Source organism: Polaromonas sp. P4_F4 (genome assembly GCF_056401355.1).
Genome location: NZ_JBFUJO010000010.1, coordinates 161,115 through 187,224, shown reverse-complemented (window position 1 = coordinate 187,224; position 26,110 = coordinate 161,115). Strand labels below are relative to the sequence as shown.

General features: G+C 60.9%; 26 protein-coding genes. 5 read left to right on the top strand and 21 right to left on the bottom strand.

What is annotated here, in order from left to right; genetic code table 11:
- Nucleotides 1-210: 210 nt before the first annotated feature.
- The 21 genes from AC1DUR_RS13130 to AC1DUR_RS13030 all read right to left on the bottom strand — a co-directional run bounded on the left by AC1DUR_RS13130 (nucleotide 211) and on the right by AC1DUR_RS13030 (nucleotide 22,002).
- A complete protein-coding gene (locus AC1DUR_RS13130) occupies nucleotides 211-825 on the bottom strand; it encodes a thioredoxin fold domain-containing protein (RefSeq protein ID WP_477718158.1) in 615 nt (204 codons plus the stop codon).
- 353 nt (nucleotides 826-1,178) lie between these two features.
- A complete protein-coding gene (locus tag AC1DUR_RS13125) occupies nucleotides 1,179-1,799 on the bottom strand; it encodes a methylated-DNA--[protein]-cysteine S-methyltransferase (RefSeq protein ID WP_477718157.1) in 621 nt (206 codons plus the stop codon).
- Nucleotides 1,800-1,956: 157 nt separating this feature from the next.
- Nucleotides 1,957-2,862, bottom strand: a complete 906-nt coding sequence (locus tag AC1DUR_RS13120) for an SDR family oxidoreductase (RefSeq protein WP_477718156.1) — start codon at nucleotides 2,860-2,862, stop codon at nucleotides 1,957-1,959.
- A gap of 171 nt (nucleotides 2,863-3,033) precedes the next feature.
- Nucleotides 3,034-3,486 (bottom strand): GNAT family N-acetyltransferase, encoded by a 453-nt coding sequence (locus AC1DUR_RS13115; RefSeq protein ID WP_477718155.1) that lies wholly within the window; start codon nucleotides 3,484-3,486, stop codon nucleotides 3,034-3,036.
- Nucleotides 3,483-4,421, bottom strand: coding sequence for a glutathione S-transferase family protein (locus AC1DUR_RS13110; protein ID WP_477718154.1), 939 nt, complete (start codon nucleotides 4,419-4,421; stop codon nucleotides 3,483-3,485). The genes AC1DUR_RS13115 and AC1DUR_RS13110 overlap by 4 nt, the downstream gene beginning before the upstream one ends.
- A 25-nt stretch (nucleotides 4,422-4,446) precedes the next feature.
- Nucleotides 4,447-6,165 carry an acyl-CoA dehydrogenase family protein gene (locus tag AC1DUR_RS13105; RefSeq protein ID WP_477721658.1) on the bottom strand — a complete coding sequence of 573 codons (1,719 nt, stop codon included), beginning with the start codon at nucleotides 6,163-6,165 and terminating at the stop codon, nucleotides 4,447-4,449.
- A 29-nt stretch (nucleotides 6,166-6,194) separates the two neighbouring features.
- A complete protein-coding gene (locus AC1DUR_RS13100) occupies nucleotides 6,195-7,211 on the bottom strand; it encodes an NADP-dependent oxidoreductase (protein WP_477718152.1) in 1,017 nt (338 codons plus the stop codon).
- A gap of 118 nt (nucleotides 7,212-7,329) precedes the next feature.
- A complete protein-coding gene (locus AC1DUR_RS13095; protein ID WP_477718151.1) occupies nucleotides 7,330-7,779 on the bottom strand; it encodes a PaaI family thioesterase in 450 nt (149 codons plus the stop codon).
- A 13-nt stretch (nucleotides 7,780-7,792) separates the two neighbouring features.
- A complete protein-coding gene (locus tag AC1DUR_RS13090; RefSeq protein WP_477718150.1) occupies nucleotides 7,793-8,596 on the bottom strand; it encodes an SDR family oxidoreductase in 804 nt (267 codons plus the stop codon).
- Between the two features lie 32 nt (nucleotides 8,597-8,628).
- Nucleotides 8,629-8,838 (bottom strand): Dabb family protein, encoded by a 210-nt coding sequence (locus AC1DUR_RS13085; RefSeq protein ID WP_477718149.1) that lies wholly within the window; start codon nucleotides 8,836-8,838, stop codon nucleotides 8,629-8,631.
- 14 nt (nucleotides 8,839-8,852) lie between these two features.
- Nucleotides 8,853-9,083: a hypothetical protein gene (locus AC1DUR_RS13080; RefSeq protein WP_477718148.1), complete on the bottom strand. Its 231-nt coding sequence runs from the start codon at nucleotides 9,081-9,083 to the stop codon at nucleotides 8,853-8,855.
- Complete coding sequence (locus tag AC1DUR_RS13075; protein WP_477718147.1) at nucleotides 9,083-10,915, bottom strand: acyl-CoA dehydrogenase; 1,833 nt, start codon at nucleotides 10,913-10,915, stop codon at nucleotides 9,083-9,085. The genes AC1DUR_RS13080 and AC1DUR_RS13075 overlap by 1 nt, the downstream gene beginning before the upstream one ends.
- A gap of 91 nt (nucleotides 10,916-11,006) precedes the next feature.
- Entirely contained in the window at nucleotides 11,007-12,182 is a 1,176-nt protein-coding gene (locus AC1DUR_RS13070; RefSeq protein ID WP_477718146.1) for an acetyl-CoA C-acyltransferase, read from the bottom strand.
- A 5-nt stretch (nucleotides 12,183-12,187) separates the two neighbouring features.
- Nucleotides 12,188-12,508 carry a hypothetical protein gene (locus tag AC1DUR_RS13065; RefSeq protein ID WP_477718145.1) on the bottom strand — a complete coding sequence of 107 codons (321 nt, stop codon included), beginning with the start codon at nucleotides 12,506-12,508 and terminating at the stop codon, nucleotides 12,188-12,190.
- Nucleotides 12,509-12,517: 9 nt separating this feature from the next.
- The gene (locus AC1DUR_RS13060; RefSeq protein WP_477718144.1) at nucleotides 12,518-14,617 is read right to left on the bottom strand and encodes a 3-hydroxyacyl-CoA dehydrogenase NAD-binding domain-containing protein; all 2,100 of its coding nucleotides are present in this window, start codon (nucleotides 14,615-14,617) and stop codon (nucleotides 12,518-12,520) included.
- Nucleotides 14,618-14,787: 170 nt separating this feature from the next.
- Complete coding sequence (locus AC1DUR_RS13055; protein ID WP_477718143.1) at nucleotides 14,788-15,483, bottom strand: ABC transporter ATP-binding protein; 696 nt, start codon at nucleotides 15,481-15,483, stop codon at nucleotides 14,788-14,790.
- Nucleotides 15,484-15,646: 163 nt separating this feature from the next.
- Complete coding sequence (locus AC1DUR_RS13050) at nucleotides 15,647-16,465, bottom strand: ABC transporter ATP-binding protein (RefSeq protein ID WP_477718142.1); 819 nt, start codon at nucleotides 16,463-16,465, stop codon at nucleotides 15,647-15,649.
- 2 nt (nucleotides 16,466-16,467) lie between these two features.
- Nucleotides 16,468-17,760 (bottom strand): branched-chain amino acid ABC transporter permease, encoded by a 1,293-nt coding sequence (locus AC1DUR_RS13045; RefSeq protein WP_477718141.1) that lies wholly within the window; start codon nucleotides 17,758-17,760, stop codon nucleotides 16,468-16,470.
- Between the two features lie 93 nt (nucleotides 17,761-17,853).
- Nucleotides 17,854-18,807: a branched-chain amino acid ABC transporter permease gene (locus AC1DUR_RS13040; protein ID WP_477718140.1), complete on the bottom strand. Its 954-nt coding sequence runs from the start codon at nucleotides 18,805-18,807 to the stop codon at nucleotides 17,854-17,856.
- Nucleotides 18,808-18,898: 91 nt separating this feature from the next.
- Nucleotides 18,899-20,227 carry a branched-chain amino acid ABC transporter substrate-binding protein gene (locus AC1DUR_RS13035; protein ID WP_477718139.1) on the bottom strand — a complete coding sequence of 443 codons (1,329 nt, stop codon included), beginning with the start codon at nucleotides 20,225-20,227 and terminating at the stop codon, nucleotides 18,899-18,901.
- A 146-nt stretch (nucleotides 20,228-20,373) separates the two neighbouring features.
- Complete coding sequence (locus AC1DUR_RS13030; RefSeq protein WP_477721657.1) at nucleotides 20,374-22,002, bottom strand: 3-(methylthio)propionyl-CoA ligase; 1,629 nt, start codon at nucleotides 22,000-22,002, stop codon at nucleotides 20,374-20,376.
- A gap of 311 nt (nucleotides 22,003-22,313) precedes the next feature.
- Between AC1DUR_RS13030 and AC1DUR_RS13025 the strand changes: the two genes are divergently transcribed.
- The 5 genes from AC1DUR_RS13025 to AC1DUR_RS13005 all read left to right on the top strand — a co-directional run bounded on the left by AC1DUR_RS13025 (nucleotide 22,314) and on the right by AC1DUR_RS13005 (nucleotide 26,042).
- Nucleotides 22,314-23,009 (top strand): Crp/Fnr family transcriptional regulator, encoded by a 696-nt coding sequence (locus AC1DUR_RS13025; RefSeq protein WP_477718137.1) that lies wholly within the window; start codon nucleotides 22,314-22,316, stop codon nucleotides 23,007-23,009.
- A gap of 43 nt (nucleotides 23,010-23,052) precedes the next feature.
- Nucleotides 23,053-24,555: a protein adenylyltransferase SelO gene (locus AC1DUR_RS13020; protein WP_477718136.1), complete on the top strand. Its 1,503-nt coding sequence runs from the start codon at nucleotides 23,053-23,055 to the stop codon at nucleotides 24,553-24,555.
- A gap of 21 nt (nucleotides 24,556-24,576) precedes the next feature.
- Nucleotides 24,577-24,987 (top strand): peptide-methionine (R)-S-oxide reductase MsrB, encoded by a 411-nt coding sequence (gene msrB, locus AC1DUR_RS13015; RefSeq protein WP_477718135.1) that lies wholly within the window; start codon nucleotides 24,577-24,579, stop codon nucleotides 24,985-24,987.
- A 138-nt stretch (nucleotides 24,988-25,125) separates the two neighbouring features.
- On the top strand, nucleotides 25,126-25,752 hold the full coding sequence (locus tag AC1DUR_RS13010; RefSeq protein WP_477718134.1) for a septation protein A: 627 nt from the start codon (nucleotides 25,126-25,128) through the stop codon (nucleotides 25,750-25,752).
- Entirely contained in the window at nucleotides 25,749-26,042 is a 294-nt protein-coding gene (locus AC1DUR_RS13005; RefSeq protein WP_477718133.1) for a BolA family protein, read from the top strand. The genes AC1DUR_RS13010 and AC1DUR_RS13005 overlap by 4 nt, the downstream gene beginning before the upstream one ends.
- The last annotated feature ends 68 nt before the right edge of the window (nucleotides 26,043-26,110 follow it).

Genomic DNA, 26,110 nt, shown 5'->3' with positions numbered 1-26,110 from the left:
GCGCAACATCCAGGCCAAGGCTGATGCCTTGGCTGATGTTGCAACGCCGCAGACCGCCCGAGAATCCACTTGCCCTGCGGGTTGGGACGAAATCGGGCGATTTGCTCACCAAATCCCTTGCATGGGCATCAGCCCATGCCGCGTGATGTTGGCAAGCAACTCATCCCGATTGCGTCCCAACGCGACCCCACATAGATCGTAAACAGGTTCTTACTGTGCAGGCGCGGCCGGCTGTCCGCCGGGATCCTTGAGGCCGAGCAATGCCGCGAGGGCCGGGGTGCGCAAGGCGCCTTCCTGCGTGACCACGGCGCCAGTCTGTGCATGCGTGCCAACGATGGTCGGGATGGAAGCGAAGCCGAAACGGTTCATCAATTCGGTGTTCTTTGCCACCGAGGCCTTTTGCATATCAATGTTGCTACCGGGATTGATACCGCCCCGCTTGGCGAGAAGCGAGGTTTCGTGCTCATCCATTGCGGCAATAGGGTCAGCGGCCGCCAGCAGGGTTGCCCCCTGGGAAGTACTGGACGAATTCAGCATACCCACCGGTATCCAGACAAATTTGGCTTGCGGCTTCAGGGGTTTGGCAGCGTTCCACAAGGCGGCGCAATGCGGGCACTGGGCATCAAAGAAAACATACACGGTGCGCGTGCTCAGGGTTGAGCCGACGGTAAAGCCCTTGGCCTCTGCGGCAATGGCATCTAGTGAGACCGGCGTGGCTGCAGCTTTTGCCGCCGTTGCGCCCGACGCTGCGTTCGGAGCGTCATTGCAGCCCGAAAGCAGCAGGCCTGCCGCAATGAGCACGGTGGGGAAAAATTTGAATGTCATGGCGGGATGAAATGAACAGCGGGAATGGGTTGGAAATGGGGCAGGAAATAGAGAGCAATAAAGGCAAGGATAGCGCAGTGCTCCGGTGTCCACCTGTCATCGCATTCTGTACCCTTCTAGATGCAATACGGTTCAGTTAGCACACCGCGTGCATTGCCGCTCATCTCCTTCCCCCGCTGGGGGAAGGCCGGGATGGGGGCTCACGGCGTGGGCATCGGGCCGCCGTACTGACCTGGTCGTCGCTGGCCCCCACCCCAACCCTCCCCCGGAAGGGGAGGGAGCTTCACGGGTCCTTAACTGAACCGTATTGCTTCTAGATGCCACCGTGTTGCCAGCCAGGCTGCGCGCAGCGCCTACTTGGGTTGTTGGCCCATCCCGGGCTTGTCGGCCAATGGGTCGGCCGGAGTACGCGCCTGCGGGGGTGACCTGTCGTCGTCGAACAGACCGGGCGCACCGCCAATCTGTGCGCCTTCGATCTGCAGCATGCGCAGCTTGGTCGCCACGCCACCGCCGGCCGAGAAGCCTCCCGAGCGGGCGCCCACGGCCAGCACACGATGGCAGGGCACGACGGGCGCAAAGGGGTTGTGCCCCAAGGCCTGCCCCACAGCGCGGGCGGCGCCCGGCTCGCCGAGCTGCGCGGCCACTTCACCATAGGTGAGCGTGCGGCCCGGCGCAATGGCGCGAGCGACCTCGTACACACGCTGGTGAAACGGCGGCACATCGCGCATGTCCAGCGCGATGTCGCTCAGGTCGTCCCGCTCGCCGTTCAGCAGAGCCGTGATGCGGGTGATCGCGGCCTGGGCTTCGGGCGAAGGAGGCATTTCGTGCATTCGCGGAAACAAGCGCTTCATGCGGGCGCGGGTCTGCGCCAGGCTGTGCTCGGGCAGCAGCAGGCCGGCCAGCCCACGCTCGCCCCAGGCGATGCCGCAGTGACCAATGGGGGTGTCGAAAAGCGCGAAGCCTTCGGTTGTCATAAATCATGATTATGGAAGCTTCCAGGCACGAGTGCTCAGTCCGGAAAATCCTGGCAAAGGCTGCAGGCCAATGTTTTATACAAGCCGACTAACCCGGCATGCCAACCGGCAAGGCGGCGCCTCGCCTTGACCTGCTGCGCGCAGCTCGTCAACCACCTCAAGCCGCGCGCAAAGCCTGCTTGAGCTGCTGTCCAATTTCAGGCTTGTCGGCGAACGGGTCGGTCGGATTGCGCGCCTGCAGCACATCCTCGAGGCGGGTCTGTACCGAATGGATGGCCTTGGGGTGGCTGTAGATGTAAAACTGGTTGGCCGCGATGGCGTTAAACACCAGTTGCGCAACATGGGCTGCGGTGACCTTGCCGGAACCGACGGCCTTGCCCGTCATGGCCTGCTGGATCATCTGGCTCTTGGTGGGCTTGTTGCTGGCAAGCTCCGCCGGGCGGTTGCGGTGACTCATGCCGATCCCGGTGGCCACAAAAAACGGGCACAGCACCGACGCGCCGATCTGGTCGGTCACCAGCGACAAGTCCTGGTACAGGGTTTCGCTCAAGGAGACCACGGCATGTTTGCTCACGTTGTACACGCCCATGTTGGGTGGGTTGAGCAGGCCGGCCATGCTGGCGGTGTTGACGATGTGGCCTTGCCAGGCGGGATCTTTGGCTGCAGCCTTCAGCATCATGGGCGTGAAGATGCGCACGCCGTGCACCACGCCCATGACGTTGACGCCCAGCACCCACTCCCAGTCCTTGACGGTGTTCTCCCAGATCAGCCCGCCGGAGCCGACCCCGGCGTTGTTAAAAACAAAATGCGGTGCGCCAAAACGCTCAAATACCGCCTTGCCCATGGCCTCCATCTGTTCGGCACTGGAAACATCCAGCCTGAAGGACAGCACCTGGGCCCCGGTGGCCTTGATCTCGGCGCTTGCCTGGTCCAGCGCATCCTGCTGCACATCAACAAGCACCAGGTTCATGCCCAGTTTGGCGCCCAGGCGCGCGCACTCCAGGCCAAAACCCGATCCCGCGCCGGTCAGCACCGCTGTCTTGCCTTTGAAATCCGTGATCATCTATCGCTCCTTCATACCTGAAATTTAAAAAATCGACCTTGGCCCAATACGGTTCAGTCAAGCCCTTGCCTCTGGTTTGTCACCCGGACTTGATCCGGGATCCATGGATTGCGGGTCAAGGTTTTGGTCATTCCGATTCAGGGTGAATAACTTAACTAAACAATATTGACCCTAGGCCGGGCGCAGCATTTCGATGTGGGGAATGTCGTCCTCGCTGTAAGGCGCCCCCGTTTTCACGAAGCCATGCTGCCGGTAAAACTGCTCCAGCCGCGCCTGGGCGCCGATCCGGATGGGTTGTGGGCCCCATTGCTGCGTCACGCTCGTGATGGCTTGGCGCATCAGCGCGTGTCCCGCGCCGCTGCCACGCTGCGAGCCAGGCGTGACCACGCGGCCTATGCTGGCCTCGGCGAATTTCACGCCGGCCGCAAAGCAGCGCGCATAGGCCGCCAGCTGGCCGGACACCGTGCCCAGCAAATGCATGGCCTGGACGTCAGCGCCATCGATGTCCTGAAAGACACAAGCCTGCTCGACCACAAAAACAGCACTGCGCAACTGCAGTACCTCGTACAGCTCCCGGCAGGTCAGCGCGTCAAAGGGAACAAATCGCCATGTGATCTCGCTCATGCGGGTGTGGCCGCTTTCAGTGAATAACCAATGCGCGGGAAGTGCACATGAACCGTGCCGGCCCGCTCGTCGGTGCGGCGCAGGGTGAAGTGCATGCGAGTGGCGGCGATCAGCTCGCCCTCGGTGGGCTCGGGGCCAAAGCTCTCGCCGCTGACCAGCACCCGGCTGCCCAGGGGGATGCCGTGCTCGTCTTGAAAAATATCGTCATGCAGCGGCGCCGGCGTGGAGGCGGTGGCCACGGCGATGGCCTCGGTGGAGCTGAATTTCTCCATGCTGCCGTGGCCAATGGCGGCCATTCGGTCCATCCACTCCAGCACGGCGGGCGTGGCGTTCAGGATGTCTGCCAGCACAGACGTGCGCACGCGGGTGAACCACAGCGGGTGGTACATCGCAAAGTCGGCAATGCACGGCACCTCTCCCAGCAGAAATGGCAGGTCATCGAGCATGTCGGATATCCGGCGCAGGTAGGACCTGTAAGCCGCTGCCGCGTCAGCCGGGCGCAGGCGCGGCATGCCTGCGCTCATGGCCTTGCGGTCTTCGCCAAAGGCTCGGGCCGCGTCGGGCCCGGCGTTGCCAAACATCTGTGCCATGCCCTTGGGCTGCGTGTTGAAGGCCATCGACGTCCAGAACAGCGTGTGGTCGGCCCAGTGCGCCAGGATGCGCGCCAGGCCCTTGCTCGGCTCCGGGTAGAGCTCGGGCATGGGCCGCAGGTGCTCCAGCACATCGCAGATCAGGGCGGAATCGCAGTAAATGTCTGCGCCTATTTGCAGCACGGGGGTCTTGCGGTAGCCGCCCGTCAGCGCCAGTACGTCGGGTTTGGGCATGATCATCGGGATGACGACGGACTTCCAGGGCAGGTTTTTGTAGCCCAGAATCAAGCGGACTTTCTCGGAAAAGGGCGACGTCGGGTAGTGGTGAAGAATCAGCTCTTGCATGGATGTCTCCTGGATCTGTCTGTGTCTATCGGGGCATCGCCCGAGCGATGATGCCGTCGAAATCGGTGCCCGCAGCCAGCGTGCCGAAGGCCTGGCCCCAGTTGCCGGAAATGCGCGAATCGCAAAATGCGCTGAACACCGGAGGCGGTGCTACTTGGTACAGCAACGACGCCTGCACGGCTAGCGCAACATCCTGCGCCAGCCGGCGGGCCTCCAGTTCGGTGGCCATGTTCTCCACCCGGGCCGGCAAGGCGGTGGCGAGGCGGTCCAGCGCCGGGTGCGCACCTTTGGCGGGTGATAGCTCATGCTCCAGTGCCGCCACGGCATCGGCCTTGCGCAGGGCGCGCAGCAAATCCAGCGCCATGATGTTGCCGGCGCCCTCCCAGATGGAGTTAAGCGGCATTTCGCGGTAGATGCGCGCCATGACGCCAGCGCCACCCTCCTCCACATAACCGTTGCCGCCCAGGCATTCCATGGCTTCCTGCGCAAAATGGCTGCCGCGCTTGCAGATCCAGAACTTGGCGATCGGGGTGAGCAGGCGCGCCATCACCGCTTCGTGCGCGTCAGCGGCCTTGTCGAACGCACGGGCCAGGCGAAGAGCCAGCGCCGTGGCGGCTTCCGACTCCAGCGCCAGGTCGGCCAGCACGTTGCGCATCAGCGGCTGGTCTATCAACAATTTGCCGAAGGCCTTGCGCTGCGACGTGTGGTTGAGCGCGAGACTCAAGGCCTGGCGCATCAGGCCGCTGGTGCCCAGGGCGCAGTCCAGCCGCGTCATGGTGCCCATCTCCAGAATTTGCGGAATGCCGCGGCCTTCTTCGCCAACCAGCCAGGCCTGGGCACCCTCGAACTCCACTTCGGAACTGGCATTGGCCTTGTTGCCCAACTTGTCCTTGAGGCGCTGGATACGGATGGCGTTCATGCTGCCATCAGAAAGAACGCGCGGCAGGAAAAAGCAGCTCAAGCCAGCCGGGGTTTGGGCCAGCACCAGGAAAGCGTCGCACATGGGGGCCGAGAAAAACCATTTGTGGCCCGTCAGGGTGTAACGCGCTCCCCAGCCGTCATGGCCCGCGGGCTCGGCGCGCGTGGTGTTGGCCCGCACGTCCGAGCCACCCTGCTTTTCGGTCATGCCCATGCCCATGGTGAGGCCGGCTTTGCCCTGCCATGGCTTGAGTTCAGGGTCATAGGCGCGGCGGGTAAGCCCGGGAGCCCAGTCGGCATAGATGGCTGGGTTGCTGCGCAACGCCGGCGTGACCGCATAGGTCATGGAAATCGGGCACAGCACCGATGGTTCGAGTTCCGTGAAGAGCATGAAGCCAGCGGCGCGTTCGACGTGCGGGGAGCCCTCACCCCTGCCCTCTCCCAGAGGGAGAGGGAGAGAATTCGCCGCGCTTACCCCCTCTCCCTTTGGGAGAGGGCTAGGGTGAGGGCTCCCCCAGGGCGTGCCATGCAGGCCCGCGCCTGTGGCCAATTTCATGAGCTCGTGGTAGCTCGGATGAAACTCCACTTGGTCCAGCCGTCGGCCAAAGCGGTCGTGGCTGTGCAGCTCGGGAACATGAATATTTGCCAGCCGCGCATGTGTTTGCATTTCTGCACTGCCCAGCGTGGCGCCCAGGGCTGCCAGCTCGGTGGTGTCCAGTGCCGGTGCATTGAACTTCAGCGCGTCGCGCAATGGCCGGTTGGTTTCGAACAGGTTGTAGCCTGCCAACGGCTCCGGCTGGTTGAAGACTTCATGGGTGATGTCCATGGCACGACTCCTGGCCTGATGGCTACAGGCTAAATAAGCTTGACCAGCTGTTTGCCGAAGTTCCTGCCCTTGAGCAGACCAAGGAAGGCCTCAGGTGCGGCTTGCAGGCCCTGCGCAATGGTCTCTCGCGGCTTGAGCTTGCCGGTGGCCACCAGCGTGCCGAGTTCTTTCAGGGCTTCAGGCCAGACCTCCATGTGTTCGCTGACGATAAAGCCCTGAACCTTCAGACGGCTCCGCAAGATCAGCGCCGGATACGTGATGGGCGTGGGCTCACCGTCGTAGCCCGCGATCATGCCGCACACGGCAATGCGGCCAAAGTCGTTCATCAGCGGCAGCACGGCATTGAGCACCATGCCACCCACATTTTCAAAGTAGCCGTCAATGCCGCTGGGGCAAGCCTGTCGCAGGGCCGCGGAAAGCGATGCGGCATCCTGGTGCTGTTTGTAGTCAATACAGGCATCAAAGCCCAGTTCCTTCTCCGCATACCGGCACTTTTCCGGGCCGCCCGCTATGCCCACGGTGCGGCAGCCGCGTGCTTTGGCCAGCGCGGCAAAGGCGCTGCCCACGGCCCCTGTCGCGGCACTGATGGCAACAGTTTGACCCGCCTTGGGCTCGATGATTTTCACCAATCCATAGTACGCCGTGACGCCCGGCATGCCCACTGCGCCGAGGTAATACGAGAGCGGCACATGCGTGGTGTCAACCTTGCGCAGTGCCCCGGGTTGTTCGGCATCGACCACGCTGTACTGCTGCCAGCCACCCATGCCGACGACCTGATCGCCCGGCTGAAACTTCGGCGAGCGGCTTTCCACCACCTCACCGGCAGTGCCGCCAATCATGACTTGCCCCAGCGGCTGCGCTGCGGCGTAGTTTTTGCTGTCGTTCATGCGACCCCGCATGTAGGGGTCCAGGCTCAAAAAATGATGGCGCACCAGCACCTGACCGTCCTTCAGGGCGGGTGTTTCGCTACTGACCAGCTTGAAGTTACCGGCAACGGCTTCGCCTGTGGGCCGGTTGTCCAGCAGGATTTGTTGATTGATGGGCATGGGAGTCTCCTGGAAAGGATTTTTTCGGTTCTATCAATGCTATATTTTTGATAGCTTACAGCGACCATTCCTGAAAGGCTTGATCCGGGTTTGATCCGGGTTTGACATCCAAAAAAGTTCAGTCCGTCGAGATGGGACTGACGGGCGCATTGAGCCCATTGGCGGCTTTAGGCCCCGTTGGCAAGCGCTTGACGTATTTGAAGGTGCCCGTGGCGTGTGCGCAGGCGCGGCCCTTGTCGTCGTAGAGCGTGGCTTCTGTGAACGCCATCGTGGCGGTGCGGTGCATGAGCCGGCCCTTGCCCGTGAGCTTGCCGCCGTCGCCCGGTGCGGGTTGCATGAAGCTGGTCTTCATCTCGATGGTGACCACGCCCATGTCTTTTTGCACGCTGCGCGCGGCAGTGGCCATGGTCACGTCCAGCAACGTCATGACCGCGCCACCGTGCGTGACGGAAAACGAGTTCAGGTGTTCCGGCCGCGGCGTGTAGCCAATGGCAGATTCACCCCCCTCAAACAGCTCCAGCTGGAAGCCCAGATGGGTGACGAAGGGGATTTCGGCGCCAAAATTCATCACAAACTCCTGATCAGCCGCCCGTGACGACACTCACGCCACCATCCACCGCCAGCCACTGGCCAGTGATGTGCTTGCCTGCATCTGACGCGTAGAGCACACACAGGCCCTTGAGGTCTTCGTCATCGCCCAGGCGGCCCAATGGCGCGTGGGCGGCGAGTTTTTCTTCGCCCAGTGCCTTGAGCGTGCCCACGGTCATCTTGCTCGGGAAAAACCCCGGGCAAATCGCGTTGACGGTGATGTTGTACTTGCCCCATTCGCAACCGAGGGCGCGGGTGAAGTTGATGACCGCGCCCTTGGACGTGTTGTAGGCGACGGTGGTCATCTCGGGCGGGTTGCCGCCCAGGCCGGCGATGGACGCCACGTTGATGATGCGACCGGACTTTCGCGCAATCATGCTGTGCTTGGCGATGTGCTGCGCAAGGATGAAGTAACCGCGGATGTTGAGATTCATCACCTTGTCCCATGCCTCCACCGGATGGTCTTCAGCTGGCGCGCCCCAGGCGGCACCGGCGTTATTGACCAGGATATCCACGTGTCCCAGGCGCTTGATGGCTTCATCAGCCAGCGCGCGGATGTCTTCTTCCTTCGAGCAGTCGGCGGCAATCCAGTCGACGTCAATGCCAGCGGCGTTCAACTCGGCTGCGGACTCCACCAGGTCTTCGGCCTTGCGTGAGCTCAAAATGACTTTGGCGCCGGCTTCACCCAACGCCTGTGCCATCTGCAGGCCCAAGCCGCGCGAGCCGCCCGTGACAAGTGCGGTTTTGCCTGTGAGGTCAAACAGCTGTTGAATGGAACGGGGCTTGCTGGCAGTCATGGGTCGTCTCCTTTGATTGTTGAACTTCGTGATCAAGCACGGTTCGGGTGATTTTGGTAGGCCGTCAAAGCGGCGCTGTTTTCAAACTCTGAGTAAAGCACAACATCGCAGTTGGCTTCCAGTCCGGGTGTCCTGATGGCGACTTCAAATGCGTGCATTCCAGGCACCAGCTGGCGGCGGGTGTCCAGGTGCAGACGCGCCTTGAAATCGGGGGCATTGGCGGTGTCGTTGAGTTTTTGCATCGCGATGTGCCTGATCATGGCCCGACCTTGATTCTGGAGCGGACATAGATCAGGATGAAACCGAGCCCAGCCACCACCGCACCGCCCACCACCAGCGACCAGCCCAGTGCCTCATCCGTACGCTCCACCGACAGGCCCAGGACGAGCGTCAGCAGGCCGCCATAGATCAGGACCCAGATCAGGCCTTGTAGGCGCGCCACGGATTTGCTGGAAGCGGTTGTGGACGACGGTTTGAAAAAAGCCATTAAAACGCCTCCTCAGGCAAGTCGGCACAGGTCAGGTCGCGCGTTTCAGCCACCCGGAGCCAGGCTTCTATTTTGGGTAGCTCGTAATGATAAAAATAACGGGTGGCCGCCAGTCTGCCCACAGTGGCAGCCAGCGATTTTGCAGAATCGACGGCCAAGGCCGCCAGCGCCACGTCGAGCCAGACCCAGGCCAGCACGGTATGACCGAAGCCCTGCATATAGGGTACCGCATTGGCGAGGGCCTCGCCAGCCTTGCCGCTGGCCCAGGCGGCTTGGGTGGCGCGGCCAACCCGCTGCAGGGCCTTGCCCAACGCATGGGCATGGGTTGCCAGTTCGGGCACCTGGGCGGCTTTTTCCACCGTGGCATTGATGCGCGCCCCCAACAGTTGCAGGCCCCTGCCCCCTTCCATCAACACCTTTCGCCCCAGCAAATCCATCGCCTGGATGCCGTGGGTGCCTTCGTGGATCATGTTCAGGCGGTTGTCACGCCAGTATTGCTCCACCGGAAAGTCACGCGTATAGCCATAGCCGCCATGCACCTGGATCGCCAGCGAGTTGGCCTCCAGGCACCATTCGCTGGGCCAGCTTTTGGCAATGGGTGTCAGCACCTCCAGCAGCAGGCGCGCGTCGTCGGCGGCCTGGGGCTCGCCAGTATGGTGTTCGTCGACCAGGCGGGCGCAATACAGCTCCAGCGCCAGCGCGCCTTCACAGTAGGCCTTTTGCGCCAGCAGCATGCGCTTGACGTCGGCATGCTCGATGATGCGGATTTGCGGCTGGGCAGCATCCTTGCCTCCAGGGCCGACGGGCCGGCCCTGGGGCCGGTTCCGGGCATAGTCGAGGCTGGCGTAGTAGCCCGCCATGCCCAGCATGGTCGCCGCCGTGCCTACGCCGATGCGCGCCTCGTTCATCATGTGGAACATGCAGCGCAGTCCTTCATGCGGCTTGCCAACCAGGTAGCCGATGGCACCCGCCTCGCCGTTCACCGGGTACTTGCCTTCGCCGAAATTGAGCAGCGTGTTGGTGGTGCCGCGCCAGCCCAGCTTGTGGTTCAGGCCGGCCAGCGCCACGTCATTGCGAACGCCGGTGAGCTGGCCCGCTGGATCGACCAGCTTCTTGGGCACGATGAACAGCGAAATGCCCCGCGTTCCCGGGATCAGCTTTCCGTCGGGGCCGGGGATCTTGGCCAGCACCAGGTGGATGATGTTCTCGGTCAGCTCATGCTCGCCCGCCGAAATCCACATCTTGTTGCCCTTGAGGCGATAGCGCGGGCCGAGCGGGTCAGTTTCAAAGCCTGCGCCATCGGGCACGGCACGCGTGATGACGTCACTGAGGGATGAACCGGCCTGCGGCTCCGACAGGCACATGGTGCCCGAGAAGCGCCCCGAAAACTCATTTTTGGCAAACACATCCTTTTGCGCGTCGGTACCGTGCACCATCAGCAAATTGGCATTGCCTGTGGTCAACATGCCCGAGCCGATGCTGACCGAGGCCATGGCAAAAAAAGCGTTGGCCGCCGCTTCCACGGTGTAGGGCAACTGCATGCCGCCGACCTCATAGTCCTGCGCGGCGCTCAGCATGCCGGAGGCCGCATAGGCTTTTTGGGCGTCGTGCGTGGCCTGCGGGAGGATGACTTTTTCACCGTCGAAGTGGGGCTCCTGGGCGTCGACCGTGCGATTGAACGGTGCGTATTTTTCGCGGGCAATGCGCTCGCAGGTGTCAAACACCGCATCAAAGGTCTCGCGCGAGTGGTCGGCAAAGCGTTCGCGCCGGTTCAGCGACTCGGCGTCCAGCCACTGGTAAAGCAGGAAATCAAGGGTGGGCCTGAGGCTCATGGCGAGCTCCCCGGCACACATGAAGGCGGCAAGGCAGGAAACGCCTGCCCTTTCTGAAGGAGCAGGGTTTCATTCATGGTGATTGCCCGGTTTAGAGGACTTCGTAAACGCCGGCCGCACCCATGCCACCGCCAATGCACATGGTCACACAAACACGCTTGGCACCGCGGCGCTTGCCTTCGATCAGGGCGTGGCCGGTGAGGCGCTGACCCGTAACGCCGTAAGGGTGGCCGACGGCAATCGCGCCGCCATTGACATTGAGCCTGTCCATGGGAATGCCCAGCTTGTCGGCGCAGTACAGCACCTGCACGGCGAAGGCTTCATTCAGTTCCCAGAGGTCGATGTCGCTGATCTTCAGGCCCAGTTTGGCCAGCACCTTGGGAATGGCGAAAACCGGACCGATGCCCATTTCATCGGGCTCGCAGCCAGCCACCGCAAAGCCGAGGAAGCGGCCCAGCGGTTGCAGGCCCTTTTTCTCGGCCACTTTTTCGTGCATCACCACCACCGCGCCACCACCGTCGGAAAACTGGCTGGCATTGCCGGCCGCGATGACACCGCCGGGGATGGCGGGCTTGATGCCGCTGATGCCTTCCTTGGTCGTGCCTTCGCGAATTCCCTCGTCCTTGCTCACGGTGACCTGTTTGGTGGTCAGGCCCATCACCGGATCGGCTACGCCAGCTGTGACGGTAATGGGTGCGATCTCGGCTTCAAAGCGGCCGGCAGCGAGTGCAGCGGTGGCTTTTTGCTGGCTGAGCGCGCCGTATTCGTCCATGCGGTCGCGCGAGATGTTGTAGCGCTTGGCGACCTGCTCGGCGGTTTGCAGCATGTTCCAGTAAATCTCGGGTTTGTTTTTGGCCAACCAGCTTTCCTGCAGCATGTGGGTATTCATTTCCTGCTGCACGCAGGAAATGCTTTCCACGCCGCCGGCCACGTAAATGTCGGCTTCGCCGGCGATCACGCGCTGGGCTGCCAGCGCAATGGTCTGCAGGCCGGAAGAACAAAAGCGGTTGACCGTCATGCCCGACACGGTGACGGGGCAACCGGCGCGCAGCGCAATCTGGCGCGCGATGTTGGCGCCGGTGGCGCCTTCCGGTGTGGCGCAGCCCATGATGACGTCGTCAACTTCGGCCGCGTCAATGCCGGCGCGCTTGAGCGCATGCTCTACGGCGTGGCCGCCCAGGGTGGCGCCGTGCGTCATGTTGAAGGAACCCTTCCAGCTTTTGGCCAGGGGCGTGCGGGCGGTGGAAACAATAACGGCGGATGTCATAAAAGTTATCCCTTCTTGAATAAATCGGTCAGCTTCGGGGCTGACCCTGCAAATGTCCGGACCAAAAGCCAGCTACAAATCGTTGGCGCAAAAAAAGCCATGTGGCTGAGCCCCCATGCCCAGGCCCACTCTTCTCCAAATCGCGAACCGGATGAGTCAAAGTTACCGATCACAAAGATGCCGGCCATGCCGACCCAAAAAGGGCATAGCGCGGCCATGTACCAGCACAGTGTCTTCAATGGCGGACTGGACAGGCTCTGGGACGCCTGCCCCAGGACACCCAGCGTCACAAACGAAGCCAGTCCGTAGGCGAAGAAGCCAGTCATGTCATTGCATCAGTTGAAAGTCTTGCCTTCTGCAGCAAGCCTGGCCAGCAACGGTGCCGGTTTCCAGAAACTTGCGTCGTCCAGCGGGTTCTGCGCAAAGCGGTTCATGCTCTGCACCACGTTGAAGAGGCCCATCTGATCGGCGTACAGCATGGGGCCGCCGCGGTGGACCGGGAAGCCGTAACCCATGATGTAGACCATGTCGATATCGCTGGCCTTGGAGGCGATGCCCTCCTCCAGGATGTGCGCGGCCTCGTTGACCAGCGAATACACCAAGCGCTGCACGATTTCCTCGTCGGAGATCTTGCGCGGCGTGATGCCCAGTGACTTGCGGTGGTCATCGATCATCTTGACGACCTCGGCGTTCGGGATCGCGTCGCGCTTGCCGGGCACGTAGTCGTACCAGCCGGCACCGGTCTTCTGGCCGAAGCGGCCTTTTTCGCACAGCAGGTCGGCGGTCTTGCTGTACTTCATGTCCGGTTTTTCGGTATAGCGGCGCTTGCGGATGGCCCAGCCGATGTCATTGCCGGCCAGGTCGCCCATGCGGAAGGGCCCCATGGCGAAACCAAACTTTTCAATCGCCTTGTCGACCTGCTCGGGCGTGCAGCCTTCGTCGAGCAGGAAGCCGCCCTGGCGGCCGTACTGCTCGATCATGCGGTTACCGATAAACCCATCGCAAACGCCCGAGACCACGGCCGTCTTCTTGATCTTTTTGCCGAGCGCCATCACGGTGGCGAGTACGTCCTTGCCGGTTTTGGCGCCGCGCACGACCTCCAGCAGCTTCATCACGTTGGCGGGGCTGAAGAAATGCATGCCCACCACGTCCTGGGGGCGTTTGGTGAAAGCGGCGATCTGGTTGACATCCAGCGTCGAGGTGTTGGAGGCCAAAATGGCGCCCGGCTTCATCACGCTGTCCAGTTCCGTGAAGACCTTTTCCTTGACACCCATCTCCTCAAAGACGGCCTCAATCACCATGTCGACGTCTTTCAGGTCGTCGTAGCTCAGCGTGGTGCCGAGCAGGCTCATGCGCTGCTCGTACTTGTCCTGCTTGAGCTTGCCTTTTTTGACCTGCGCTTCGTAGTTTTTTCGGATGGTGGCAATGCCGCGGTCCAGCGCTTCCTGCTTCATCTCCAGCATCTTGACCGGAATGCCGGCGTTCAGGAAATTCATGGCGATGCCGCCACCCATGGTGCCGGCACCAATCACGGCAATCGAGTTGATCTCGCGCTTGGGCGTATCTTCCGGCACATCAGGAATCTTGGAAGCAGCACGCTCGGCCATGAAAATGTGGCGCAGCGCGCGGCTTTCAGGTGTCCACATCAGGTTGATGAAGAGCTCGCGCTCAAACGCCAGCCCGTCTTCAAATTTCTTTTTGGTGGCGGCTTCCACGGCATCCACGCATTTGAGCGGTGCGGGGAAATTTTTCGCCATGCCCTTGACCATGTTGCGGGCGAACTGGAAGTAGGCATCGCCATCAGGATGCTTGCACGGCAGGTTGCGCACCAGCGGCAGCGGGCGGGTGTCGGCAATCGCCTGGGCAAAGGCCAGGGCCTCTTCTGTCAGCGACTCCGGCGAGGCGGCCATCCTGTCAAACAGCTTCTGCCCCGTAATCTGCGCCAGCAATTCGCTCTTGACGGGCTCTCCGCTCACGATCATGTTCAATGCGGGTTCAACACCCACTGCGCGCGGCAGACGCTGGGTACCTCCTGCGCCAGGCAACAGGCCCAGCTTGACCTCGGGCAATGCCACATTGCAGCCAGGTGCCACGATGCGGTAGTGGCAGCCCAGGGCCAGCTCCAGTCCACCCCCCATGCAGACCGTGTGGATGGCCGCCACCACCGGTTTGGAGGAATTTTCAACCGCGCGAATCACGCTGAGCAGGTTGGGTTCCAGCAGCGCCTTTGGGGTGCCAAATTCCTTGATGTCGGCGCCGCCTGAAAAGGCCTTGCCCGCGCCGGTCAGCACAATGGATTTGACGGCCGCGTCGGCGTTGGCTTTTTGCAGGTTGTCGGTAATGCTGGAACGGGTGGCATAGCCGAGGCCGTTGACGGGCGGGTTGTTCAGCGTGATCAGCGCCACCGTGCCGCGAACTTCGTAATGGGTTGTCATTGCGGTTGTCTTTCCTTGAGTGAAGTTTCAGTTGTTTCGGCCCCAGGGGTTAAGCACCCCGCCAGAAAAATAGTACGATCGTTCTTTTTCTTATTGTAGGGTGGCTGCGCAACCGTACAAGCACAATACCGCCCCTGTTTGTCCCAGCGGTGACAACCTCCGGGACTTTCTTACACTTCCAGCCATTCTTTTCGGATGTACGCGTCGGCCCGCAGGCTGTCGGGCGTACCGTGAAACACGATGCTGCCATGCCCCATGACCAACGCCCGGTCGGAAATCGCCATGGCGATGGTGAGCTTCTGCTCGATCAGCAGCACCGAAACGCCCTTGGCCTTGAGCGTTTGCAGGTATTGGCCGACCAGTTCCACAATTTTCGGCGCCAGGCCTTCTGTGGGTTCGTCAATGATGATGAGGTCCGGGTCGCCCATGAGCGTGCGGCATAGCGTGAGCATCTGCTGCTCGCCACCCGACAAAACCCCGGCTTCGGTGTGCTGGCGCTCCAGCAGCCGCGGAAACATGGTGTACATGTCATTAAAAGACCAGCGCGATCCTTTTCCAGACCCTTTTTGACCCAGCAGCAGGTTTTGATGCACCGTCAGCTTGGGAAAGATGTCGCGGTTTTCCGGGACGTAGCCAATACCGAGATGCGCAATCTGGTAGGCCTTCTTTCCGACGATTTCCTCTTTTTTCCAGAGGATGGAACCCTGGCAATCCACCAGACCCATGATGGCCTTGGCCGTGGTGGAACGCCCCGAGCCGTTGCGGCCCAGCAAGGCCACGATTTCGCCCGGTTGCACATCGAATGAGACGCCGTGCAGCACATGGCTCTTGCCGTAGAAGGCATGGAGGTTTTGAATGTGCAGCATCACAGGACTCCGACGGGCCGCCCCGAGGAGGTCGACGCCCCCTCGGGGGGCAGAGAAGACACGAAGTGCCGAACGTGGGGGCTCATACCTCCGACGGGCCGCCCCGAGGAGGCCGACGCCCCCTCGGGGGGCAGAGAGGACACGAAGTGCCGAACGTGGGGGCTCATGCTTTCCCCCCTGCCTGTGCGTCGGCAACAGATGAACCCAGGTATGCTTCCTGTACGCGCTGGTCTGCACGCACCGCTTCGGGCGTGTCATAAGCGATGATTTCGCCATACACCACCACCGCAATCTTGTCGGCCAGGCCAAACACCACGCCCATGTCGTGCTCCACGGTCAGCAGCGTCTTGCCCACCGTGACCTCCTTGATCAGGTTGATGAAGCGGCTGGTTTCAGAACGGCTCATGCCGGCCGTAGGCTCGTCCAGCAGGATCACGCTGGCGCCGCCGGCGATGGTGATGCCTATTTCCAGCGCGCGCTGCTCGGCATATGTCAGGTTGGTGGCCAGCACGTCATGCTTTTTCTCGAGCTTGATCATGGCCATGAGTTCTTCGGCCCGTTCATTGGCGTCATCCAGGTCGGCCAGGAACCTGAGGAAAGTGTATTTGTAGCCCAGACTCCAGAGCACGCCACAGCGCAGGTTTTCAAACACGCTGAGCTTGGGAAAGATGTTGGTGATCTGGAAGCTGCGCGACAGGCCCATGCGATTGATTTCGAAAGGCTTCTTGCCGTCGATGCGCTGGTTATTGAGCAGCACCTGGCCACTGGTGGGCTCGAAGCGGCCACTGATCAGGTTGAACAACGTGGACTTGCCCGCGCCGTTCGGCCCGATGATGGCCACCCGCTCACCCGCCGCGACTTTCAGGTTGGCGCCGCGAATGATTTCGGTCTTGCCAAAGCTTTTGCGCAGGTCTTTCAGCTCGAGGGACCAGTTGGTTGCCGCAGCAGCGGCGGAAGCGGTGGCAATTTCAGGAGAGGCCATGGTCATAGCAGCTCCCTTCGCTTGATTTCTTTTTCAATCTCATTTTGTACGTCGCCCCATTGCCGCAGAAATTGCCGGCGCGTGAGTTCAAACAGTCCCAAACCGGTCATCAGGACAAAACCTGCTCCCAGCCAGCTGTTGATGTTGAGGGCATTCAACCGGATCCCCATGAACCCCAGCTCGGCGCCGAGGGCCGCGTTGAGTTGCAGGTGATACACCATCTCCACCATGGCCGCCGCACCGGCCAGCGTCACCAGCGCCGTGACGGCCAGGCCCAGGTACCCCACCCAAAGTTCCTTGAGCTTTCCAAAGGAGGCCACACGAAAATTCATCATGATGAGGCTGGCGAGGCCGCCAGGCGCATACATCACCATGAACAGGAAGATGAGGCCGACATACAGCAGCCAGGCCATCGAGAGTTCGGAAAGGAGGATGAGCGCGAGCACCAGCAGGCCCGCGCCGATGATGGGACCAAAAAAGAAGGTGGCGCCACCCAGGAAGGTGAACAGCAGCAAGCTGCCCGAACGCACGCCGCTGACCACCTCCGCCGTGACGATTTCAGAGTTGATGGCCGCCAGCCCTCCCCCGATGCCTGCAAAACAGCCCGCAATGATGAAAGCGTAGTAGCGCACCCGCTGCGTGTTGTAGCCAATGAACTCCACCCGTTCGGGGTTGTCGCGCACCGCGTTCAGGATGCGGCCCAACGGGGTGCGTGTGAAGGCAAACATGGCCGCTGTGCAGATAAAACAATAAAACGCGATCAGGTAATAGACCTGGATCTGCGGCCCGAAGCTGACGCCCAGAAACGGCTTGCCGTACGCCCGGTTGGTGGTAATACCGCCCTCACCGCCAAAAAACTCGGGGAACATCAGCGACATGGCAAATACCAGCTCGCCCACGCCCAGCGTGATCATGGCAAAGGTCGTACCCGCTTTTTTGGTGGTGACATAGCCCAGCAACGCGGCAAAAAACAGGCCTGACAGACCACCCACCAGTGGAATCAGCGACAGGGGAATGTAGAAGCTGCCTTTGGCGGCCATGTTCATGGCATGAACGGCGAGGAAAGAGCCCAGGCCCGCATACACCGCATGGCCAAAACTCAGCATGCCGCCCTGCCCCAGCAGGATGTTGTAGCTCAGGCAGATGACGACCAGGTAGCCGGCCTGCGACAGCATGGTGAGCGCCAGGCTGCTTTTGAACAGCAATGGCGCCACCACCAGCAGCAACGCATAAAGCGTCCACAGCAGCCAGCGGCCGACGTTGTAAGGTTTGAATTCGTAAAAATTTTTTGTCATGGGCAGGACTCCGCCGGGCCGCCCCAAGGAGGCCTCGGCCCCCTCGGAGGGCAGTGCAGCGGCAACGCCGCAAACGTGGGGGTAAACATTTTTTTATCCTTCTCGCGTGCCGAGCAGGCCTTTGGGACGGAAGATCAGGATCAGCACCAGGAACAGGAAGGGCAGAATCGGTGCGACCTGCGAAATGCTGAGCTTGAGCAGCGGATAGCCAAAGGTGTCCGGCGTTACGGCGTAGCTGAATTTGGCGAGCAAGGTGATCAGGGACTGGTCCATGGCAACCGCAAAGGTCTGGATCAACCCGATCAGCAATGACGCCAGAAATGCGCCGCTGAGCGAGCCCATGCCGCCCACCACCACCACCACAAAAATGATGGCCCCCACTGAACCGGCCATCGCGGGTTCGGTGACAAAGGTATTGCCGCCAATGACCCCTGCCAGGCCGGCCAGCGCTGCGCCCCCGCCGAATACCAGCATGAACACCCGCGGCACGTTGTGGCCCAGCGCTTCAACGGTTTCCGGATGTGTGAGCGCGGCCTGGATGACCAGCCCGATGCGGGTGCGCGTCAGCAGCAGCCAGATGCTGGCCAGCATGACCATGGAGATGAGCATGATGAAGGCGCGGGATTTGGGAAAGTTGGTGCCGAACACGGTAAACAGCGGCCCCTGCAGGCCCTCGGGCAGCAGATAGTTGACGGCCGAACGGCCCCAGACCAGCTGGACCAGCTCCAGCAACAGGTAAGACAGCCCAAAGGTGACCAGCAACTCAGGGACATGGCCGAACTTGTGTACCCTGCGCAGGCAGAAACGCTCAAAGGCGGCGCCCATCGCAAACACGAGCAAGGGTGCCACCAGCAAGGACCACCAAAAACCTATGACCTGCGATGTGCTGTAGGCGACGTACGCCCCCACCATGTAAAACGACGCATGGGCGAAATTAAGAACACCCATCATGCTGAAGATCAGTGTCAGCCCGGAGCTGAGCATGAACAGCAGCAGCCCGTAACTGAGGCCATTGAGCAGCGAGATAGTGAAGAACTCCAGGTTCATCGGTAGCAGCCCCGGGTAAAAAGTAAAGAAAAAGGCCCGAGGTTTGGTCGGGCCTTGGCCTTGGATGTCAGGACCTCAGTCCATCAACGCATCAGGAAGGACGCTTCATCTGGCAGGAGGTCGGGGTGCTGGCCACGTAGGGTTCGTAGTACTTGATCGGTACAAAGGTGTAGCCCGAGCTCTCGGCATCGTAGGGGAATTTTCCGCCGGCCTTTTCCCACCGCGAGATAAACAGACCCTGCTGCAGCTGGTGGTCTGTCTTGCGCATTTCAACGTCGCCATTAAAGCTCTTGAAGCGCATGCCTTCCATGGCCTTGGCAACGGCAGCGGGCTCCGTGGATTTGGTCTGGGCCATGGCTTCCACCAGAATGGCAAAGGCGTGGTAGACCGCACCGGTGTACCAGTCGTCATTGAATTTTTTCTTGTAGTCGACCAGAATTTGCTGGGTTTCACCGCCCATGTTCAAGTGGTTGTAAGACACCTGGTAGACGCGGCCGGCCGATGCTGCCCCCATGGCCGTAGGTGTACCTGATACCCCGCCATAGTAGGTGTAGAACTTGACGTTGTTCAGACCCGCTTCGTTGGCGGCCTTGATCAACAGCGTCAGGTCTGAGCCCCAGTTGCCGGTGATGACCGAGTCAGCGCCGGACTGCTTGATTTTGGCGATGTACGGTGCGAAATCGCGCACCTGCGCCAGAGGGTGCAGGTCCTCACCGACGATCTGGATATCCGGGCGTTTGGCCGACAGGTTTTGCTTGGCAAACCGGGCAACTTGTTGACCGTGTGCATAGTTCTGGTTGATCAGGTAGACCTTCTTGATCTCGGGCTGGTCTTTCATGAAGGCTGTGAGCGCTTCCATTTTCATGGAGGTGTCGGCATCCAGGCGGAAGTGCCAGTAATCGCATTTGCTGTTGGTCAGGTCCGGGTCCACCGCGGCATAGTTCAGGTAGACCACTTCCTTGCCCGGATTGCGCTCGTTGTACTTGGACAGCGCATCGATGATGGCCAGTGCCGGGCCGGAGCCATTGCCTTGCACCACGTAGCGCGCGCCCTGGTCAATCGCGGACTTCAGCGCATTGGTCGTTTCCTGCGGGCTGAGCTTGTTGTCGATGCTGATGATCTCGAACTTGACGCCGGCCTTGTTCTTTTTGTTGAAATGCTCAGCCAGGAACTGAAAGCTCTTGAGCTGGTTGGTACCCACCGCAGCCATCAGGCCGGACAGTGGATCAATCCAGGCCACCTTGACCGTCTGGTTGAGATTCACAGCAGTTGTGGTTGCCGGCGCAGGTGCAGCCGCCTTGGCAGGACTGACGGCAGGCTTGGCAGGTGCTTGAGCCAGTGCCAGGCCGCTGTACAGCATGGCCGATGCGGCCACGGCAAAACCAAAATGCCGACGAAAAAAATGGCGCTGGGTTGTCATCCCTTGTCTCCTGAAAATTTATTGAATTACGAATCAAATCAACTGCAAATCAACTGCAAATCAGCAGCGAACGGGCAAAGGTTAGGGCAAACAATGCTGCACTGCGTCAGGGAATGCCCTAGCCAATGTCACGCGTGCGACTAAGGTCAAAGTGTTGGCAGCTTGTAGTCCTTCAGCAGCTCGCGAAGTTTGGTCTTGAGCATCTTTCCGGTCGCGCCCAGCGGAATGGCATCGACAAACACCACGTCGTCGGGAATCTGCCATTTAGCCGTCTTGCCGTCATAGAACCTGAGCAGCTCTTCCCGCGTGACGTCCATGCCCGGTTTTTTGACCACCGCGATGATGGGCCGCTCATCCCATTTGGGATGGGGAACGCCGATACAGGCGGCCATGGCCACGGCCGGATGCGCCACCGCAATGTTTTCCACGTCAATCGAGCTGATCCATTCGCCACCCGACTTGATCACGTCCTTGCTACGGTCAGTAATTTGCATGTAGCCGTCAGGGTCAATCGTGGCCACATCACCGGTGGGAAACCAGCCGTCAACCAGAGGGTTTCCGCCCTCGCCCTTGAAATATTCACCGACGATCCATGGGCCTTTCACATACAGGTCACCGTAGGCCCTTCCGTCCCAGGCGATCTCCTTGCTATCCTCGCCGACGATCTTCATGTCCACACCGTAAATGGCCCGGCCCTGCTTCAGGCGTATCTTCATCTGCTCTTCTTTGGGCATTGACAGATGTTTGTTCTTCAGCGTGCACAAGGTTCCCAGCGGGGACATTTCCGTCATGCCCCAGGCGTGCAGCACCTCGACACCGTAGTCTTCCTGGAAGGCATGAATCATCGCGGGCGGGCAAGCCGAGCCCCCAATGACGGTGCGCTTGAGCGTTGAAAATTTCAGGCCGGCCGGCTTCATATGGCCCAGCATCATCTGCCACACGGTGGGTACACCGGCGGCATAGGTTACTTTTTCCGCTTCGATCAATTCATAGACGGATTTGCCATCCAGGCCCGGGCCGGGAAACACCAGCTTGGCGCCGGTCAGCGCGGCCGAGTACGGAATGCCCCAGGCATTGACGTGGAACATCGGCACCACGGGCAGAATCGAATCGCGCGCGCTCATGCACATCACATCGGGCAGTGCCGCCGCATAGGCATGCAAGATGGTCGAGCGGTGGCTGTAGAGGGYGGCCTTGGGGTTGCCCGTGGTGCCGCTGGTGTAGCACATGCTCGAAGCCGAGTTTTCATCGAAGCTCGGCCACTGGTAATCGATGGACTGCGCGGCTATCCAGGCCTCATAACTCACCAGGTTCGGAATACCGCTGTCGGCCGGTAGCTTGTCGGCGTCGCACAAGGCGACATATTGCTTGATGGTGGGGCAGTTGCCGTGGATGGCCTTGACGATAGGCAAAAAACTCATGTCAAAGCACAGCACCTGATCTTCAGCGTGGTTTGCAATCCAGGCAATCTGCTCGGGGTGCAAACGTGGATTGAGCGTGTGCAGCACTCGGCCTGAACCACTGACGCCGAAATACAGCTCCAGATGCCGGTAGCCGTTCCAGGCCAGCGTGGCAACACGATCGCTGAACAGCAGCTTCATATTGTCCAGCGCACCGGCCACCTGGCGGGCGCGGGCCGCCACCTCACGCCAGGTGTAGCGATGGATGTCACCTTCCACCCGCCGTGACACAATTTCAACGTCGCCATGGTGGCGCTCCGCAAACTCGATCAGTGATGAGATCAGCAATGGCTGGCTTTGCATCAAACCTAACATCGTCTGTTTCCTTTCTTGCCCCGCCGGGTAGTTTTCTAAATCTACATGTCTCGTGATTGCATGGTAGCGCGCAGGCCACCAGAGCCGCCCCGGGAAAATCCGCATCCGCATCCGCGTCAGTCAAGGACACCAGGCCCTCACCTTCCTATGCAATGCCCTACTGTCGGCCTGCGAGACCGAAGATGCAACTGTTGTCGTGCTCCCGACAGTTTCTAGGTACATACCCGGCTTGGCGAACGCACCGGCTACTCGCCATTCAGGCTTCGCCACCGGCGGGCTCCGCACCTCAAGGGTGGTGGACAATCAAAGCCATGCCCTTTGAAGCTGCCCTCGCCCACCACCACTTCCTCAGCGGCCAGCCCTGGTTTGCCGACCTGCCAGCCGACGCACAGACCCGGCTGCTTGAGCGGACATTCACGATAGCCGGGCGCAAAGGTGATGTCCTGCTGGCGGCGGGCGAGACCGTCAAGGGCTGGTATGCCGTGCTGTCGGGGCTGGTGAAGCTGCAAAGCATGTCATCTGAAGGACGGGTGTCGGCCTTCCTGGGCGTGCCTGACGGCGAGTGGTTCGGCGAGGGTTCGACGCTGAAAACGGAGCCGCGCCGCTACGACGTGATTGCCTTGCGCGACACCACGCTGCTGTGCCTGCCGCGCACCCAATTCAACGAACTGCTTGCAGGCAGCCTGCCGTTCAACCACTTTCTGGTGGCCCACCTGAACCGGCGCCTCGGGCAGGCCATGACCATCATCGAGGCAGGCCGCCTGCGCGCCCCCGAGCAGCGCGTGGCCCTCTATCTGAGCCGTGTGTTCTGGCAGGGACGGCGCAAGCTCCTGCTCTCGCAGGAAGAGCTGGGACACCTCGCCGGACTGTCACGGCAAACCGTGAACCGCGCGCTGCAGACCCTGGAGGCACAAGGGCTGGTGTCGCTCGAGTTCGGTCGCGTGGCCATACTGGATGAGCAGGCGCTGGCGTCCTGCGCCGTTCGGCCAGCCGACAGGACGGTTTAACCCCCGCTTTGCAGGGCTGCTGGCGTGATAAGACAATAGGGTCATGACCGATGCCATCGAAGCCCCTGCCGAAACCCCTTTCGACCCACAGAGCCCCGCCGGGTTGGGCCTGAAATGGCTCAATAGTTTTGCCGGGCTGGGCCCTGGTTTTTACACCGAACTCCAGCCCTCGCCTCTGCCTTCGCCTTACTGGGTGAGTCGCAGCCAGTCGCTGGCCCGTGAGTTGGGCCTGGAAGACCACTGGCTGGAATCTGCGGAGGCGCTTGAGGTGCTGACCGGCAACCGCGGCATGGCAGGATCCCGGCCCCTGGCCAGCGTGTACAGCGGCCACCAGTTTGGTGTTTGGGCCGGGCAACTGGGAGACGGCCGGGCCATTTTGCTGGGCGATCTTCAAACGCCAGCGGGCACGCAGGAAATCCAGCTCAAGGGTGCAGGCCGCACACCTTACTCCCGCATGGGCGATGGCCGGGCGGTGCTGCGCAGTTCCATTCGCGAATTTTTGGCCTCTGAAGCCATGCATGGCCTCGGCATACCCACCACCCGGGCACTCTGCGTGACCGGCTCCGATGCGCCGGTGCGCCGCGAAGAAATCGAAACAGCCGCCGTCGTGACGCGGACCTCGCCCAGTTTCATCCGTTTTGGCCACTTCGAGCATTTCAGCTACAGCAACCAGCATGCCCGGCTCAAGGTGCTGGCCGACCACGTCATTGACCGGTTTTACCCGGCTTGCCGTGAAGCAACGCAGCCTTATGCCGCGCTGCTTGAAGCCGTGAGCGAACGCACCGCACACCTGATGGCCGCATGGCAGTCGGTGGGCTTTTGCCATGGCGTCATGAACACCGACAACATGAGCATTCTGGGCCTGACCATCGATTACGGCCCCTTCCAGTTTCTCGATGCGTTTGACCCCGGCCACATCTGCAACCACTCCGACCCCCAGGGCCGCTACGCCTACAACAAGCAGCCCAACATCGCTTACTGGAACCTGTTTTGCCTCGGCCAGGCCTTGTTGCCGCTGATCGAAGAACAGGAACAGGCGCTGGCCGCACTCGAATCCTACAAAACCGTGTTTCCCCAAGCCCTGGAAGCCCGAATGCGCAACAAGCTGGGCTTGGACGAGGCGCAAGCTGACGACAGGGAATTGATAGAAAGCACCTTCAAACTGCTGGCCGCCAACAAGGTGGACTACACGATTTTCTGGCGCCGTTTATGCGGCTTTACTCCGCAGAGCGGTCATGAGCCGGTGCGGGACCTGTTTTTTGACCGCGAATCCTTCAACGCCTGGGCCCTGCAGTATTCAGCGCGGGTAGCCGGCGTGGACCAAGGGGCGCGGGCCAATTTGATGCTGAAAAGCAACCCCAAGTTCGTGCTGCGCAACCATTTGGGCGAGGAAGCCATACGCGCGGCGAAACTAAAAGACTTTTCCGGTGTCAACACCTTGCTCGGCTTGCTCCAGGCCCCATTTGATGAACAGCCGGGCCATGAGAGTTTTGCCGATTTTCCGCCGGACTGGGCTTCGTCCATTGAAATAAGTTGCAGTTCGTAACACCCTCAACGCAGGATACCCATGAGCACCAAAATCCAGAAAACAGACGCCGAATGGAAGGCCTTGCTGGCGGAAAAAGGCGCCGAGCCGGTTGCCTTCGAGGTCACTCGCCACGCCGCCACCGAGCGCCCTTTTACCGGGAAGTACGAGGATAACTATGCGCAGGGAACCTACCGCTGCATTTGCTGTGACGCCGAGCTTTTTGACTCGTCCAGCAAGTTCGACGCAGGCTGCGGATGGCCCAGTTTCTCCCAGGAATTAAAGAAGGGCGCCATTGAAGAGCATGTGGACCGCGCGCACGGCATGACGCGCACCGAAACCGTGTGTGCCAACTGCGGCGCGCATCTGGGCCATGTGTTTCCCGACGGCCCCACCCCGACCGGCCTGCGCTACTGCATGAACTCTGCTTCGCTGGATTTCAAGCCAAAGTGATGGGCCCCCAAGGTCGCTCACTGCGTGTAACCCTCTGTCCCCCAAGGGGGCTAATTTTCCTTGGGGCGGCCCGGCGGAAAATTGTTGACTCGCCCAGCGTGGCCACTATGAATACCTATCACCCGCGATAATCACCCTATGAAAATTCTCTTCGATTTTTTGCCGATTGCCCTTTTCTTTGGCATGTTCAAGTTCGCGGAAGGCAACAGGGACTGGGCCGCCACCATGGCCACCCAATGGCTGGGCTTCATGGTGTCGGGCGGTGTGGTCGGGCCTGCCGAAGCGCCCGTGCTTCTGGCCACGGTCGTCGTGATTGTCGCCACCTTCGCACAAATTCTCTGGCTGAAAGGCCGTGGTCGCAAGGTTGACGCCATGTTGTGGGTCAGCCTGGGCCTGGTCACTATGCTGGGCGGCGCCACTATTTATTTTCACAGCGAGAACTTCATCAAATGGAAGCCGACCGTGCTGTACTGGGTCATGGGCGGTGCATTGCTGGTGGGCCAGCTGGTATTCCGGAAAAACGGCATCAAGTCATTGATGGGCTCGCAAATGGCTTTGCCTGACTCCGTCTGGCGCATTGTCAATTTCAGCTGGGTCGGCTTTTTCACCGTGATGGGGTTTCTCAATCTCTGGGTGGCCTTTAATTTCTCCACCAGCACCTGGGTCAACTTCAAGCTGTTCGGCGGTTTGGGGCTGATGATGGTGTTTGTGCTTGCCCAGGCGATTTACCTCAACAAGCACATCAAACCGGGCACCACGCCATGAGCGTAGCTATACCCGCCAGCCGGCCACTGCCCGTCCGCGTGCAAGACGTCGAACTGCAGCTCAGGGAACAGCTTCATCCCACGCACCTTGAAGTGCTGGACGAAAGCGCCGCCCATGCGGGCCATGCGGGGGCCAATGAACAGGGCTTTGGCACACACTTTCGCGTCCGCATTGCCAGCCCCGCGTTTGCAGGCAAGAGCCGCGTGGCGCGCCACCGGCTTGTGTATGATGCAATGCAAAATTTCATCGATCAGGGCCTTCATGCTCTGGCCATTGAGATTGTTGATTGAAACTGAAAACTGACCCCCCGGTGGATGTGCTGTAAAACCCGTAACCGCCGGCAATCAACTCCGCCCAA